Annotated in this window: 14 protein-coding genes; 5 read left to right on the top strand and 9 right to left on the bottom strand. The window is 70.1% G+C overall.

The window, feature by feature from the left end:
• Window positions 1–19 precede the first annotated feature (19 nt).
• On the bottom strand, window positions 20–1,237 hold the full coding sequence (locus ADL25_RS14800; protein WP_059128155.1) for a saccharopine dehydrogenase family protein: 1,218 nt from the start codon (window positions 1,235–1,237) through the stop codon (window positions 20–22).
• A gap of 128 nt (window positions 1,238–1,365) precedes the next feature.
• Between ADL25_RS14800 and ADL25_RS14805 the strand changes: the two genes are divergently transcribed.
• Window positions 1,366–2,085 carry a TetR/AcrR family transcriptional regulator gene (locus tag ADL25_RS14805; protein WP_059128156.1) on the top strand — a complete coding sequence of 240 codons (720 nt, stop codon included), beginning with the start codon at window positions 1,366–1,368 and terminating at the stop codon, window positions 2,083–2,085.
• Window positions 2,086–2,090: 5 nt separating this feature from the next.
• Here ADL25_RS14805 and ADL25_RS14810 read toward each other — a convergent pair whose 3' ends face one another.
• Window positions 2,091–2,282 (bottom strand): hypothetical protein, encoded by a 192-nt coding sequence (locus tag ADL25_RS14810; RefSeq protein ID WP_059128157.1) that lies wholly within the window; start codon window positions 2,280–2,282, stop codon window positions 2,091–2,093.
• Between the two features lie 518 nt (window positions 2,283–2,800).
• On the opposite strand from ADL25_RS14810, the gene ADL25_RS14815 reads away from it, so the two are divergent.
• Window positions 2,801–4,018 carry an acyltransferase family protein gene (locus ADL25_RS14815; RefSeq protein WP_079050360.1) on the top strand — a complete coding sequence of 406 codons (1,218 nt, stop codon included), beginning with the start codon at window positions 2,801–2,803 and terminating at the stop codon, window positions 4,016–4,018.
• 58 nt (window positions 4,019–4,076) lie between these two features.
• Here the strand turns inward: ADL25_RS14815 and ADL25_RS14820 are convergent, their stop codons facing one another.
• Complete coding sequence (locus tag ADL25_RS14820) at window positions 4,077–4,835, bottom strand: hypothetical protein (RefSeq protein ID WP_059128159.1); 759 nt, start codon at window positions 4,833–4,835, stop codon at window positions 4,077–4,079.
• Window positions 4,836–5,117: 282 nt separating this feature from the next.
• On the opposite strand from ADL25_RS14820, the gene ADL25_RS48970 reads away from it, so the two are divergent.
• A complete protein-coding gene (locus ADL25_RS48970) occupies window positions 5,118–5,597 on the top strand; it encodes an SDR family NAD(P)-dependent oxidoreductase (protein WP_059128160.1) in 480 nt (159 codons plus the stop codon).
• 396 nt (window positions 5,598–5,993) lie between these two features.
• On the opposite strand, the gene ADL25_RS14830 is transcribed toward ADL25_RS48970, so the two are convergent.
• Window positions 5,994–6,683: a winged helix-turn-helix transcriptional regulator gene (locus ADL25_RS14830; protein WP_079050345.1), complete on the bottom strand. Its 690-nt coding sequence runs from the start codon at window positions 6,681–6,683 to the stop codon at window positions 5,994–5,996.
• Between the two features lie 134 nt (window positions 6,684–6,817).
• On the bottom strand, window positions 6,818–7,684 hold the full coding sequence (locus ADL25_RS14835; RefSeq protein WP_059128161.1) for an LLM class flavin-dependent oxidoreductase: 867 nt from the start codon (window positions 7,682–7,684) through the stop codon (window positions 6,818–6,820).
• Window positions 7,685–8,174: 490 nt separating this feature from the next.
• Here ADL25_RS14835 and ADL25_RS49745 point away from each other — a divergent pair, with 490 nt between their 5' ends.
• Window positions 8,175–8,315, top strand: a complete 141-nt coding sequence (locus tag ADL25_RS49745; protein ID WP_181923236.1) for a hypothetical protein — start codon at window positions 8,175–8,177, stop codon at window positions 8,313–8,315.
• Window positions 8,316–8,671: 356 nt separating this feature from the next.
• On the top strand, window positions 8,672–9,178 hold the full coding sequence (locus ADL25_RS14840; protein WP_059128162.1) for a lamin tail domain-containing protein: 507 nt from the start codon (window positions 8,672–8,674) through the stop codon (window positions 9,176–9,178).
• Window positions 9,179–9,274: 96 nt separating this feature from the next.
• Here the strand turns inward: ADL25_RS14840 and ADL25_RS14845 are convergent, their stop codons facing one another.
• The 4 genes from ADL25_RS14845 to ADL25_RS14860 form a co-directional block, all read right to left on the bottom strand.
• Window positions 9,275–10,069, bottom strand: a complete 795-nt coding sequence (locus tag ADL25_RS14845; protein WP_059128163.1) for an SDR family NAD(P)-dependent oxidoreductase — start codon at window positions 10,067–10,069, stop codon at window positions 9,275–9,277.
• 221 nt (window positions 10,070–10,290) lie between these two features.
• Window positions 10,291–11,547 carry a DUF2201 family putative metallopeptidase gene (locus ADL25_RS14850; protein WP_059128164.1) on the bottom strand — a complete coding sequence of 419 codons (1,257 nt, stop codon included), beginning with the start codon at window positions 11,545–11,547 and terminating at the stop codon, window positions 10,291–10,293.
• Entirely contained in the window at window positions 11,544–12,806 is a 1,263-nt protein-coding gene (locus ADL25_RS14855; protein WP_420711342.1) for an AAA family ATPase, read from the bottom strand. Before ADL25_RS14855 ends, ADL25_RS14850 begins: the two co-directional genes overlap by 4 nt.
• A 65-nt stretch (window positions 12,807–12,871) precedes the next feature.
• Window positions 12,872–14,272 carry a hypothetical protein gene (locus ADL25_RS14860; protein ID WP_059128166.1) on the bottom strand — a complete coding sequence of 467 codons (1,401 nt, stop codon included), beginning with the start codon at window positions 14,270–14,272 and terminating at the stop codon, window positions 12,872–12,874.
• Window positions 14,273–14,613: the final 341 nt, after the last annotated feature.

Below are 14,613 nucleotides of genomic sequence, written 5' to 3' on the forward strand. Positions count from 1 at the left end.
GGCCGGGACGGCACATGGGTCACTGCTCGCGCATGCCCCAGGGGGAGCCGTAGGCGGTCAGCAGATCCAGGAAGGGCTGTGCCGGGAAGGCCTCCGGGCCGACGACGCCCGCTCCGGACCAGGTGCCCGCGGCCAGGAGTTCGAGGGCCACAACAGGATTGACGGCCGTCTGCCACACCACGGCCTGGCAGCCGTACTCCGTCATGGACCACTGGTTGTCCACCACGTGGTAGAGGTACACCTCGCGCGGCGCCCCGTTCTTGCTTCCCCGTACCCATGTACCCGCACAGGTCTTGCCGTGCATGCGCTCACCCAGCGTCGCGGGATCCGGCAGGCAGGCGGCGAGGACGTCGCGGGGCGAGACGGCGACCGGACCGCCGGCACTCGGCACGGTCACCGGCTCCGTGCGGTCCAGTCCCAGGAGGTGGAGCGTCTTCAGTGTCTCGACGAACTCCCGCCCGAGACCGTACTTGAAAGTGACGCGGCGGGCGTCGATCCAGCGCGGAACGAGCAGCACCTCCTCGTGCTCCACGTTCACGCACTCGACCTCCCCGATGCCCTCCGGGAAGTCGAACACCTCGGGTTCGCTGAAGGGAGCCGTGGTGAACCAGCCGCGCCCGGCCTCGTAGACGACGGGCGGGTTGAGGCATTCCTCGATGGTCGTCCAGATGCTGAAGGACGGTGCGAAGTCGTAGCCGTCCACGGTGAGGTTCGCCCCGTCGCGTACACCGATCTCCTCGATCTCGTCGAAGAGTTCGTCCGCCGCGTACCGGGCGAACACATCGGACAGACCCGGCTCCACGCCCATGCCGACGAGCGCCAGCATGCCCTCGCTCTGCCATTCGCCGGCCTGGGCGAACTGCTCGTCGCCGAGTTTGACCCCGCATTCCTCGTGCGGCCGGTCCCGGTGCGGGCGGGACAACGACATCGCCATGTCGAGGTAGGTGGCCCCTGCGGCGCGGGCCGCCCGGAACAAGGGCATGACGAACCGCGGATCGGTGGCGTTCAGCAGCACGTCGCAGCGATGTCGTTCCAGCAGAGTGGTCACCGCCGCCTCGTCGCCCGCGTCCACAGCCTCGGCGGCGAAGCGGTCGTCGTCGCCGAGGGCCGCCACCGCGGTCCGGGCCCGGGCCGGGTCGTAGTCGGCCACCACCATCGCTTCGAAGAACGCACGCCGGGCCGCGATCCTGGTGATCGCTGTACCCACTCCGCCGGCACCCACGAGCAGTACACGCATGGCAAGAACTCCCTGTCGGTCTCTCGGTCTGTCGGAACAAGACGAGGCGCGCCCTTGACCGCAGATACAACGTCGGGTGCCGTCGTAAGGTCAATGGTGTTGGCGTAAGGCGGGCCGGGGAGGTCGTGATGGCGAAACAGGTGGTGTCCGAGGAACGGCGGCGACGGCGCCGTCCCACTAAGAGCGGCACCGTGCTGTCCGAGAGTCTGATCGTGCACACCGCGCTACGGATGCTGCGGGAGCACGGCAGCACCGGGCTGACCGCGCGACGCCTGGGTACGGCGCTCGACTGCGATCCGAGCACGCTGTACCGCTACTTCCGCGGCATGGACGACCTCACCCTTGCGATCGGTGACGCCCTGATCGGCCAGGCGCTGGAGGGCTGGGAGCCGACGGGGGAGTGGCAGGCCGATCTACGGGCGGTCGGTCTGCGCATCCACACCGCCTACGTCGCCCATCCGCAAGCGGCCCAGCTGACCGCGGGCCGTGTCACCGGCCGTGCACACGAACTGGCGGCGGACGAGGCCGTCCTGGAGATATTGCGCACGGCGGGCTTCCCGGTTCCCGACACGGTACGGATCTACCACGCCTTCATCGACCAGACGCTCGCCTTCGCGGCGCTCGACGCGGCCTCACTGGCCCTGCCCAGCGCGGCACTGCGCGCGGACGAGGAGATGTGGGGTTCCACATACGCCCGACTGCCGGCGGCGACCCACCCGCGCATCGCCGAGGCCGCCCCGCTCCTCGCCACCCGCATGGTCACCAGCGCCTATCCCACGGCGCTGGACATGCTGCTCCACAGTGCGGCCGGCCGGCTGGAAGAGCTGCGCCGCAAGGGTCGGGCCTGACCTGCTCAGTCCGCCCGGGGCGTGCGGTCTCCTTCATGGTGTACGGCGTCGGTCGTGTGCTGGCAGATCGGGCACAGTTCATGCAGCCCCTGAGAGGTGACCACGCTGCCCCAGCCGTTGCACATGGCGCACTCGGCGGCCAGTGCCGCGTCGGCGCGGGGGGTTGGATCGGGAGCGGGGGTCGCTCCGTGGATCATGTGACTCTCCTGGTGGTGAAGCGGTGCCCGGGGTGGGCACCTGCAGCGGGTGGTGTCCATTATTAACCGTTTCATGCCCATTTGTGCCCAGTCGTGTTGTTTTTGCGATTGCTTTACGCGGTGTCGCCCGCTCGCGGGTGCGGATCGGGGTCAACGGGATCGCCGGGGCCCGGTTTGTTCGACCCGTCGGCTGCCACCCGGCCCCTTGAACGTTGAATGTTGTCACCGGTGGTTGATCGTCGATAGGTTCGGTCCGCCGGATGTTCGACTGGCGCGGCCCCGGTCGGCGCGGTGGCGGAGGGCGGTCGGTCCGGGTTCGCCTGCCGCGCGGCAGGCCGCGTCGCAGGGGAAACGGCATGCGACGGGCCGCGGTGGGCACGGTGAATGCATGTCGACCTCCTGAGGAATGTTCAAGTCTGTTCACCGTCAGGCAGTCGTCCGTAAACCGCATGCTTGCCGACCGGCCAAGACTGGCTTGTGAGGATGAGTAGGTGTCGATGCGGGATGGGGACGAGAAGATGTCGACGGCTCGTGGGGGCTCGTTCATACCCAGGCCAAGGACCGGGAGCGGGTTGCAGCAGCCATTGCCTCCGCTCTCCGCAACCGAAGCCGCACCGCAGCGGCTGACGACATCGGAGCCCAAGCGCACCGCCCGTTCCTCGGGCGCCGGCAGCCGCCTTTACGCCATCGACGGGATCCGTCTGGTCGCGGCGCTGATGGTGGCAGTGCACCACTACGCGGGCACGAACCGGATGAACCACGAGGGCAACCGGTACTGGGGCCGGCCGGTGTCGGAGATCATGCCCACCGTCTTCCGGTTCGCCTCCTATGGGTGGATCGGTGTCGAGATCTTCTTCGTCATCAGCGGGTTCGTGATCTGCATGTCCTGCTGGGGGCGCAGTTCGCGGCAGTTCTTCGTCTCCCGGGTGATCCGGCTCTACCCCGCGTACTGGTTTGCCATCCTGTTCACCACTGGTGTGCTGATCGCGCTGCCGGGTGTCTGGGACCGTCTGCGGCCTCGCGAGATCCTGCTCAACTTCACGATGCTGCAGTCGGGTTCGGGCGTGGCCAACGTCGACGGCGTGTACTGGACACTCTGGTCGGAGCTTCGTTTCTACCTGCTCTTCCTGGCCGTCGTCGCCACCGGGCTGACGTATCGGAAGGTCGTCCTGTTCTGCTGTGCGTGGGGCGCGGTCGCGATGCTGGCACCGGTGTCCGGATTCCCGCTGCTGGAACTGGTCGCGAACCCGGACGGGGCCTGGTACTTCATCGCCGGACTCGCGCTCTACCTCATGCACCGGTTCGGTCCGGACCTGCTGCTGTGGGGCATCCTCGGCATGGCCTGGCTGATGGGGCAACTGGAGTTGGGCCAGCGGATCGACGAGGTCGAGCACGTGTCCAGTTGGCGGGGCAGTGTGCTGGTCTTCACCGTGTTCCTGCTGGTCATGGTTGCCGTCGCGCTTGGTCTGACGGATCGCGTTCGTTGGCGGTGGCTGGTCACGGCCGGAACGATGACGTATCCGCTCTATCTGATGCACTACGCGGCCGGCACGACGGTGATCAACCGCCTGCACGACACCATGGACGCCCGGCTTCTGATCGTCGTCGTCCTCTCCGGCTTCCTGGTGCTCAGCTATCTGGTCCACCGCTTTGTGGAGCGGCCACTGGCCCGCCTGATGAAGAAGGGGCTGAACGCGTCCTTCGCGCGGCTGCGCAGCGCCGGCAGCCCGGCCTGAGCCGGAGACGCGGTCTGCCGGGGCCGGCGGGCCTGCAGGCGCGGCCCCGTGCCGCCGCTCACCCTGTCGAGGCTCGTACCGCCTCGTCCCAGGCGTGCGGACTGCGGCCGTGGTTCCTGTGGCCTGCGGCGAGCACGGTCTTGAGCCCGGCGAGATACGGGGTGTCCGCCGGGAGTCGCAGCCGTGCCAGGAGTTGGAGTGCCGCCTCGGGCTCCAGTTGGCCGTAGACGTCGTGGTAGCCGGCGAGCAGGCCCATGTACAGCGGCGTGTGCAACTGGGGGAGTCGGGCGGCGGTTTCGTACGTCCGCTCCTTCGCGGCCCAGGGCACGGGGCCTGAGCAGGTCAGAACACGGCCGGCCCGTCGGAGCAGGTCGGCCGACCCCTCTACGACGACGTCGTCGATGTCGTCCCCGAGCACCGCGGCGAAAGCCGTCGCCGCGGTGTCGTGGTCCTCGAACCAGTCGACCCAGAGCGAGTAGGTGACGGCCTCGGCGTCGCGCTCGGCTTCGAGCCTGCGGCGATAGCCGTCCCACAGGACGTCGGCGGGGAGGGGCCCCTCCGTGCCCCGGTCCGCGAACCTGATCTCGCACGTCACCCAGTAGTCGTCGAGGAGATCCAGCAGTCCGAAGGCCAGCCGCACCTGCTCGGCCACGTCCAGGGGTCCGTCCGTGAACGCCTGGCCGGCCCAGGTGTGTGCGATCTCGCCGGCGGTGCGCGGTCGGTCCGGTTCCTCGGCGTCGATCCATCCCTGACCCGTCTCGACGATGCCCCGCTCGCCGAGCCATCGCCGCGCCCTTTCGACGGCTTGCGTCTCCATAAGAGAAGTATGGCGACCATCGGGCTCTCCTACGCCCGACTGGCCGCAAGCCCGGCCCGATCGTCACGTTGCCCACCGTTCCTGCGCTTTCCCGTGCCGCTGGTGCGGCACGGTCGCACTCATGAGCGATACGCCGAGGACGGCAGTTTCTGGCCGGAACCCCGCTCTACTGAGAGGTGTGTGCTGCATAAGATGAATGGAAGGTCGAGCCCCTGGAGTTGGATGCGGCCGATCCGGCCTCCGTCGAGGGCCCCCGCTCGGGCCTGTGACACCACGATCCTGGTGAACAACGCCGCCCTCTTCCCGCGCGGCGATCTGCTGGACGCTCCGATCGACGACGTTCGGGCGACCATCGACGCCAATCTGCTGGGCCCGATCCTCACCACACGCGCCTTCGCACCCGTGCTGCGCTCGGTCAAAGGGGCCGTCGTCAACGTCGGTTCGGTGCCCAGCTGGTTGGCGGTGGGCAAGGCCCACAGCGTTTTCAAGGCGGGACTGTGGATGGCGACGAACGCCTTCCGGCTCGAACTCGCGCCGCAGGGTGTGCACGTCCTCGGGGTGTATCCCGGGCCGATCGACACGCCCATGCAGCCGGGTGACGATCGTGCGGGCATGAGCAAGCCGTCCGACATCGCCGCCGCCACGTTCGACGCGCTCGAAACGGGCGAGTTCGAACTGCTCCCGGACGAGATCACCAGGCGTGTGCACGGGGCCCTGTCCCAGCCCGTCACCGCCCTCTACCCGGCGCTCGCCTCGGAATAGCCCATATGTCGGCCGTCGTCCGATGGGGTCGCAGCTCGCGGGCGACCTCATCGGGCCACGGTCCGACGCCACTACCAGAAGGGCCGTCCGGCAGGTGTGGACGGACCATCAAAAGCTGACCGGCCGACGGTCCATGCACGTCCGTGAGCTCGCCCGCGCGCACGTCGGCCTTCTCAACGGCGTCTGCCCCTGAGAGGGGTCCTCCGCAGCCGGATTGCGTTCACCGTGCGCGGGTCGGACGGGGGAGAAGCCGCCCGTTCTTCGACAGGCACCCATCGGCCGGCCGTGGCCGGTCGACTCACTCACGGTCCGTTTCGACGCGCGACCGGGCGACGACGCGGCACCCCGCCGACGCCGCGTCGGCGGGGTGCTGCTTTCCGGCCCGTTCGCGCGGTCTCACTCGTCGAGGGCGGCCGATCGATCGGCGGGCGCGTCGGGCGGCGTTGCCTTCGAGGGACCGAACACCCGGATGAACGTGTCCAGGAGTTCACGCGGCCCGTCCAGCTTGACCAGCCCGCACTCGGCGGCCTGCATCAGCGCCAGGAAGGAGGGCAGATCGTCCGGCTCGAAGTCGATGACGAGGTCCGGCTTGCCCACGGCCGGTCCGATGCCGGCGGTGAGCCGCCCTTCGGTGACGGCGGCGTGCACCTCGATGTCGCCGGCGTGGATCTCCCAGGACGCGGTCAGCCCGGCCGCCGCGTGCGGGTCGAAGGCGGCTCGCAGCGCCATGACCACGGCCGAGGGCGTCACGATCTCACCGGGCCGGGGCTCGCCGAGCTGGGCGGTCCCCCAGCGCCCGAGGGCGCTGACGGCCGGTTCGAGATCGTGTCCCGCGGGTGTCAGGGCGTAGAGGACGCCACGCTGCGGCGCGGGCGCGATGCGGCGCTCGACGATGCCCGCCTCCTCGAGCTCCTTGAGGCGTGTGGAGAGGACGTTCGTGGGAATGCCCGGCAACCCGTCGAACAGGTCGGTGTACCGCTGCGGTCGAACCGTGAGATCGCGGATGATCAACAGCCCCCACCGTTCGCCCACGAGCTCCAGAGCACGAGCGAGGCCACAGTATTGCCCGAAGTACCGACGTTTCATGTCTTGATTGTAGCGAGCTTGTGAATATGGTCCATGCGTCCGATCCGCCATCCAGCTTGTAAAAATGAAGTGCACATCGAGCTGTGGCGAGACGCCTGGCCGTGGAGGGTCCTCGTTTGTGCGACCCGCCTGCATCACAGGACGGGTGGGCCCTGCTCGACCCGGCGCAGCACGGGTGTGAGCCGGTCGAGGGCGTCGCTGGTCTGGATCTGCCGTTCGTCCCACCAAGTGGCCCCCGCCTCGGCCAACGGGCCGACGACATCGCGGGTCCTGGCGGCGTCCCCGCCGGGCGTGGCGCCTCCGAGCACGATGTCGAAAGGAGCGCCGGGCCGGCTCTCACGCTCCTTGTGGACGTACGCGACCAGCTCGCGGACCTGATCGAGAGGTGGGATCTGGCCGTGCCTGGCGTCGGTGAACAGTGGGACCGCGCCGTCCCAGCGAGCGGCCCGGCGCATCGGCGCGCGGTTCGGCCAGAAGCCCGCGATCCACACCGGCGGCCGGGGCCGCTGTACCGCGGCGGGCAGCAGTGTCACATCCCGGACCCGGTAATGACGTCCGTCGTGGTTCACCGTCTCGCCCGACCAGTAGCGCTCCAGCAGGCCCAGGCCCTCGTCCAGCCGCTCCGCCAGCACCTTCGGGTCCGTGGTGCCGCCGAAACTCGCGTACTCGTCCTCGATGGGCCCGCCCAGCCCCGCGGCGAAGACGACCCGGCCGCCGCTCACGGCGTCCAGTGTCGCCACCTGGCGGGCGAGTTCCTGTGGGTGTCGGCGGGCCACCGGGGTGACCAGTGTTCCCAGTTTGATCCGGGAGGTGGCCAGCGCCGCGGCGGTCAGCAGCATCCACGGATCCCCGAAGGGCCTGCCCCCGTGCCTGCGATGCACCACGTGGTCCCACACGAACAGCCCGTCCCACCCTGCCTGTTCAGCCGCCACGGCCACCTTCGCCACGGTTCTGGGATCGGCGAAGTCACCGAAGTTGGGCATGTTGACCGAGAAGCGCATCCCCGCATCCTGCTGTAAGGCGTCAGGGTCGGCAACCGGGAATTGCAGGGCCGGGAAACCGAGGCGCCGGCAGGTCCGCCACAGCCGCCGCCGGACCACGGACCCGTAGTCGAAGACGGGTCACACCAAACTTCTCCGGACGCGGTTCGGGAAGATCCGTGTAGCGGCGTTCGCAACATCCGTAGTGCGGTCCCGGCTTGCCTGTGCTCGGCGGAATGCCGACGTCGAGGGTTGCGCTCAGTGACGATCGAGCCGTTGTGATGGACGCTCCGTAGTACGCGCCGTCCCTGGTCCGGCCCTGTTCAGCGCGGGAGGTCGTCGTCATCACGGCACCACCTGCCCGGACGGGCTTGTGGCCAAAGGGGGGCCACCCGTTCGGCCTACACGCTCTTCGGCCCTGGCGTGCGATGTCCCCCGTTCGGACGCACGCTGAGTGTGAAGCCGTAGCCGATGCACCGCAGCTGTGAGCGCTGCTCCGTCGGGAGGCACCATGATCGTGATAGCCCTGCTCGTCCCGGTGGTGCTTCTGTTGATGATGTTCGGGCTGGATGCACTGGAGAACGCCTTGTTCCCACCGCCCGAGCCACGCTCACCGGATGCCACTGTCCCTGAACAGTCGGCTCCCGAGTGAGGTACTCCACGAAGAGTCCGAGACCCAGGCTGTTACTCACTTTCGGGTGATGGCCGCGACGGTACAGGGGCGGTGTCCTGCGGCACCCAGGCGCCGCAGGATGCTGTGTGGCCGGGAGTGGTTGCCGGTGAAATGCCGTCAAGTCGGAACTTCTGCCGTGTATGTGAACCATGCATCCGAGAGTCACAGAAATATGCATGATTCGTAACACAGCTTATGGGTTCACCGCATCCCCTGCATATGCGATCAAGGTGTGCGTTGTGCGGCCGACCGGTCGCACCTCAACACCTTGCACGACTCCGTTGCGCGGCCCGAGGGCCGTGCAACGGGCGTGCTCGCATCCCACAGGAGAGCCCGTGTCCGTTTCCACTGTGACCGCTCGTCATCTGGCCGCTGCCGCTGTCGCGGCGGTGGCCGTCGCCGGGGCGGTCGTGCCGCCGGCATCCGCGGCCGACCACGGCCCGCGTTCGTACGCACCGCGCGTCGAGATCAGTGATGTGCAGTTCGACGCCCGCGGCCGGGGAGACCGCTTCGGCCGCTCCCTGAACAGGGAGTGGGTCGAGATCACCAACACCGGCAGCCGGTCGGCGAACCTGGACGGCTGGACGCTGTCCGACGAGGACGGACGCACCTACACCTTCCACCACTACCGCCTGAGGAGCCACGCGGCCGTCCGTGTCCACACAGGCTTCGGCCGGGACAGCCGGACCGACCTCTACCAGGACCGCCGGCGCGCGGTGTGGGCGGGCCGCTCCGGCATCGCCGTTCTGCGCAACGACCACGGCCGGTACATCGACGCCGTCACCTGGAACGGTGAGCGCCACCGCGAAGGCGGTCACCACCTCCACCACCAGGTCCGCTAGCGACGGCATGTCGGAGACCGCCGCGGCGTCGCATCGGCCCACACCCGGCGGCGCGTCGGCCCTCGCGGGCGGACGCGCCGCGGACGGGGGGAGCCGTCACGGCAGGATGGAGTCCACATAACCTCCGTCGACACGCAGTGCGCCCCCGGTGGTGGCCGAGGCCTGCTCGGAGCTGAGGTAGACGACCATATGGGCGATCTCCTCCGGCTCGATCAGCCGCTGGAGCAGGGACTGGGGCCGGTGCTCGCGCATGAAGGCTCGCTGGGCCTCGTCCCAGGGCAGCTCACGGTCGACCAGTTCGTAGACGAAGTCCTCGACGCCTCCCGTGTGCGTCGGACCCGCGATGACCGAGTTCACGGTGACGCCGGTGCCCGCCGCCTGCTTCGCGAACCCCCGGCTCACGGCCAACAGGGCCGTCTTGGACATGCCGTAGTGAATCATCTCGGCGGGGATGACGACGGCGGAGTCGCTGGCGATGTACTGGACGCGCCCCCAGCCGCGTTCCGTCATGCCCGGCAGATACAACCGGGTCAGCCGCACCGCGGCCAGGACGTTCACCTCGAAATAGCGCCGCCATTCGGCATCGGTGATCTCCAGGGGAGCCCTCGCTTCGAAGACACCGAGGTTGTTGACGAGAACGTCCACTCGCGGCAGGAGTTCGACGACTCGCCGCGCGCCCTCTTCGGTGCTCACGTCCGCGGCGACCGGCACCACATCGGCACGGGGCACCTCCCGCGCCATGCGGGCGACGCTGTCCTCCACGCGCCCCGCGTCACGTCCGTTGACTCCCACGCGGGCCCCGGCACGGGCCAGTTCCACGGCGATCGCCGCGCCGATTCCCTGTGTGGAGCCGGTGACCAACGCCGTACGGCCCGTCAGATCGATCTGCATCTCGTCACTGCCCTTTCGTGTGCGTGCACCGCTCCGGTACCCCTGAGACCGCCCCGGCACATGGGACGCGCGGCTCGGACCCTCGAATGGCCGGTGGCTGCCGCCCTCGGCGGCTGGTTCGCGGCATTCACACCGTCGTAGGCCGGCCGTCCCCCGGCTGACGGGGGATCCGTGCCACTTCCCCGGTGAAGCCCCGAGTCGGGTTGAAGTCCCGAGCCGGGTCACCAAGAACCGCCGGCCGAGCCGATGACCACCACCCGGGCCCAGTCGGGTGGTGTGTCCGGCACGTAGTCGGGATCGTCCTCGTTCCAGGAGGACACCTGCCGCCCGGCGAAGAGGCCGACGACCGTACGGCACGGCGGCCTGGTGTCCGGCCAAGGCGTCTGGCCGTCGGTGAGGACCACGACGACATCCGGTGGGGGCTGTGCCCGGAGCGCCTTGGTGAAGCCCGAGCGAAGGTCCGTGCCTCCACCCCCCACCAGCGGTATCCCCTCGGCACTGCACAGTGGGTGCGCGACACGCGCCGCCGCATCGCACGACACCACGGTGACCAGGTCCCGACGGCCGCCCACGGCACGGGAGATGGCGGCCACCTCCAGGAGCGCGCTGCCCAGCTCGGTGTCACTGACCGACCCGGAGGTGTCGATGACCACGCAGACCCGGGGCGGCCTGCGGCGCAGGCTCGGCAGAACCGCGCCGGCCACAGCCGGCGAGCGGCGCGACGGCCGGCCGTACGAGTAGTCCTCGCCCGCACCCGCGCCGGAGGTCGCCGAACGGATCGCCGCGCCCAGCAGCTCGCGCCAAGGCTGCGGTGGGTGGAAGGCTTCCTCCGCCCAACGCCGCCATCCCTTGGGGGTGTTGCCCGGCCGGGCGGTGATGCCCTGCGCCACCCGGAACCTGACCAGGTCCCGTTCCTGGTCGCTGAGTCCTTCCGCGCCGTCCGGTCCCAGATCCCATTCCCGTTCCAGTCCGTCGGCGCCACTGCCGCAGTCCAGCCAGGCCATGCTCTGTGTGTGCGGCCCGAGCCGGAACCGGCGCAGGTACTCCTCCATGAGCCGGCCCTCGGTCAGCCCCAACGTCCCGGGCACTACCGCGCCCTTGGGCCGGGCGAGCCCGTCGCCGTAGACGTCGTCGTTGATCTCGCAGTCCGCGGCGATGTTCATCCGCAGCCGTTCTCCGGGGCCGGTGAGCCCGTGCTCCCCGGCGAACCGGTCACTACGCCCGTGATGGTCGCGCAGCAGATGCGACACCTCGTGCACCCACACCCCGGCGAGTTCCTCCACCGGAGTGCGGTCCACGAACGCCGGTGAGACATAACATCGCCAGTACCGGTCGACCGCCATCGTCGGCACCGACCGTGACTCCACGGTGTGCAGGGCGAACAGGGCGGTCGCCAGGTAGGGCCGGACGCGGGCGGCATGCAGCCGGGCGGCGAAGAGCTTGTCGAGGTCCAGCGCCCCCGATGCGACCGGACTCACCGTCCCGCCTTCGTGGCGGCCGCGGTCCTGGCGGCCGCCGCGTCGGCCCGCCGGGACAGGGACACCACCGAGGTGAGCCGCTCGATCGACGCGGGAACGTCCCAGTCCTCGCGGCGCAGCGAGGCGAGTGTGCTCGCGGGGACCACCACCAGGTCAGGCGCTCCGGTCCGCGTCGCCCGGACCAGCAGCGCCCACGCCGCGTCCCAACGAGCCCTCTCCGGGCGCCTGCGGACCGCCTCGACGACACCGTCGAGCACGGCTTGGCGCAGATCCCCCCGTTCGGGCAGAGCGGCGCCCTCCGGGTCGGCGAGCAGTGACTCGGGGTCGGGGAGGTCCATCCGGTCCATGGCCGCCAGCAACTCCAGTCCCGGGCCGTCCCCCACTGTGCCCCTGACCAGCAGCGAGAGGACTTCCCGCGAGGAGCCGGCGGCGGTCGCGAAGGCGATCAGGCCAAGGGCCATCTCCCAGCTGCGGGGGGACGGCCAGGCACCGCCCCGGCGGGCCTCACTGCTCGGCAGCCGGTGCACGAGTCCGGGGCGGGCGGAGAGGAGCCCGCACACCGCACGGCGGGCGAAGTCCACCGCGTCCGGCAGCGCGCCCGGGTCGAGCAGCGGCAGCGTGGCCCGGGGCCATGTCCCGCCCAGGCCGCGGATCACCACATCGTGGTAGTGGGTCCACTGGAGGTGGACGAACCTGTTGGCCAGGGGCGGGCTCAGTTCCCAGCCGTCGGCCGCAGAGGAACGCGGGTTCGCCGCAGCCACGATGCGGACACCGGGAGGCAGTTGCAGTGCGCCGATCCGCCGTTCCAGGACAAGGCGGAGCAGGGCGGCCTGAACGGCCGGTGGCGCGGTGGACAACTCGTCGAGGAACAGCAGCCCCTTGCCGGCCCGGACCAGGCGAACGGCCCAGTCGGGCGGAGCCATGGGGACACCCTGCCGCGCGGGATCGGCGCCGACGACGGGCAGCCCCGAGAAGTCGGACGGTTCGTGCACACTGGCGATCACCGTGGTCAGTGGAAGCCGCAGGGCCGTGGAGAGTTGTGTCAGGGCCGCGGTCTTGCCGATCCCCGGCTGGCCCCACAGCAGTACGGGCAGATCGGCGGCCACGGCCAGGGTGAGGGCCTCCAGTTGTGTGTCGGGACGTGGTTCGGTGGTCGACTCCCGCAGCAGGGCCAGCAGTGCGTCGGCGACATCGAGCCGGGAGACGTGGGCGGAGTGGGTGGGGGTGCCGGCCGGAGCGGCCTGGGTGTGCATGGGCATGTTCGATCACCTATGTGTTCGTCGTGAGTGAGGGAATGCGCGCGTGCGGGGACCGGGACCCCGGCTCAGCGGGAGGTCGCGTGGCGCCGGCGAGGGCGGCGGTCGTGGGGACGGGGACGCCCCGGGTTGATACGCCCTGGCCCGGGCCCGGCGAGTCCCGCCCTGAACAGTCCGTAGGTGATCCGCCGGAGCGCGGCGGCCTCCAACGCGTCGCGCAGAGACCCGCTGCGCAGCACCGCATCGGGCCCCAAAAGGCCTTCGACGACAGCCAGCGCACCCGAGACGTCGCCGTGGTCGAGGCGTTCGCGGACGTCTGTCAGGCAGTCGGGACGACGGTGTGCCTCGTCGATGGCCCGGAGACACGGAAGCGAAGCACCGGCCAGCGCGGCCAGGAGTTCCTCCCGCCGGATCTCGTCCGGGTCGTGGTCGAGCGCGGAGAGCCTCCCGTCCACCAACCCGATCCGGTGCAGGGCTCCGCGGCACTCGACGAGGCGCGGTTGCCCCGCCCGGTTCGGAACCCGGGACGGATCGGACGGTGACCAGCCCGGAACCAGTGCCGCGGCGACCAGCGGGTGCAGACGATCGGGCTCTATCAATCCGGCGCGCATCAGTTCCAGGTCGGGGAGCACCCAGGTGGCAGCATCGGGCAGCACCGGCAACGCGGATGCGCCCCGGACCGTGGATGCCGCCGCGATGCGCAACACGGACGGTCCGTCGCCGGCCGCGTCCGCCGCGAGGTGGAGGACCAGCCGGTGCCCGCCTCCCAGGCGGACCCGGACGCCCCCGGTTCGCCGTCCCTCCGCTTGGAGCAGGATCCCCGCCTCGGCCGCCCATCGGTCGATGGCACAACGCCGCCCGGGCGGCACCAGCCCGAGCGGATCCGGGTCCTCCTCGGGGCGGCCGTCGATGGGCGGTCGGTCGGCTCCCGACCGCAGGCGCAACTCGTCGGTCCTGCGCGCGTCCCACAGATGTCGGTGCAGGTCGAGACGGTAGCGCGGACTGGGACGGGCATGGGGATGTGGGCAGTCGGCCGCCGCGGAGGCGGATCCGACCCACAGCGCGAGGCTGATCCGCTGGCCCGCGTCCGCCCAGGCCGGCGGCGTCCGGACCACGAGGTGCACAGGGCTCCCGCCTTCGGTCGCGGGCTCGTATCGAGCCAGAGCGACGGTCAGGCCGGGGCGCAGCAATCCGTCGGGAGCGATCCTCGGCAGATGCCAGCGCAGCAGGTCGGGTGCCAGATGGCGGAGGTCGTCCCGGATGCGGGCGGTCAGTTCCCGGCCGTGGGTACGTGCCATGGAACGCAGATCGAGATCGACGTCGATGTGTGCCGCGGCACACGCACCGGCCCAGTCCCCGACGCGCCGGCGGAGACCGGCAGTCTCGATCATGGAGGGCGGCACGGCGAACTCACGCACACGCAGCCAGAAGGAAAGGCGTGGATCCTCGTACGCGGTCTCGGTGAGCATCAGCGCTCACCTTCCGCGGACGGGACCCCCCATCTGTCAACACAATGAGTTGTCATCGGCTGGAGAGTACCCGCGGTCGCCGTGCGCCGCCAGGTGATTTTCGGCGGGCGCCCTCGCCGTCTTCCCCGTCCCTGTCGCGGGCGCGGGTCGGCAGATGTACGGACGCAGTGCTGAACGTCCGCTTCCGTGCGCGGAGTTCGCCGTCGGTGGCGTCGACACGTGCTCAACCGGACGCGGCCTGGCGGCCGTACGGGCGGGCGCATGCGTCGTTCTGCCCAGGAGCGCGTGCGGGGCGGTGCATCCGCATGTCGCAGCGTGGGAGGTCGGCGTCACGTGCCTCC

Source organism: Streptomyces sp. NRRL F-5122, from assembly GCF_001507435.1.
Lineage (GTDB): Bacteria > Actinomycetota > Actinomycetes > Streptomycetales > Streptomycetaceae > Streptomyces > Streptomyces lannensis.

Coding starts and splice junctions, on each gene's coding strand:
- ADL25_RS14860 (WP_059128166.1), bottom strand. CDS start 14,272: ATGCTCACCGAGACCGCGTACGAGGATCCACGCCTTTCCTTCTGGCTG.
- ADL25_RS14830 (WP_079050345.1), bottom strand. CDS start 6,683: ATGAAACGTCGGTACTTCGGGCAATACTGTGGCCTCGCTCGTGCTCTG.
- ADL25_RS49745 (WP_181923236.1), top strand. CDS start 8,175: ATGATCGTGATAGCCCTGCTCGTCCCGGTGGTGCTTCTGTTGATGATG.
- ADL25_RS14815 (WP_079050360.1), top strand. CDS start 2,801: ATGTCGACGGCTCGTGGGGGCTCGTTCATACCCAGGCCAAGGACCGGG.
- ADL25_RS14805 (WP_059128156.1), top strand. CDS start 1,366: ATGGCGAAACAGGTGGTGTCCGAGGAACGGCGGCGACGGCGCCGTCCC.
- ADL25_RS14810 (WP_059128157.1), bottom strand. CDS start 2,282: ATGATCCACGGAGCGACCCCCGCTCCCGATCCAACCCCCCGCGCCGAC.
- ADL25_RS14800 (WP_059128155.1), bottom strand. CDS start 1,237: ATGCGTGTACTGCTCGTGGGTGCCGGCGGAGTGGGTACAGCGATCACC.
- ADL25_RS14820 (WP_059128159.1), bottom strand. CDS start 4,835: ATGGAGACGCAAGCCGTCGAAAGGGCGCGGCGATGGCTCGGCGAGCGG.
- ADL25_RS14855 (WP_420711342.1), bottom strand. CDS start 12,806: ATGCCCATGCACACCCAGGCCGCTCCGGCCGGCACCCCCACCCACTCC.
- ADL25_RS14845 (WP_059128163.1), bottom strand. CDS start 10,069: ATGCAGATCGATCTGACGGGCCGTACGGCGTTGGTCACCGGCTCCACA.
- ADL25_RS14835 (WP_059128161.1), bottom strand. CDS start 7,684: ATGCGCTTCTCGGTCAACATGCCCAACTTCGGTGACTTCGCCGATCCC.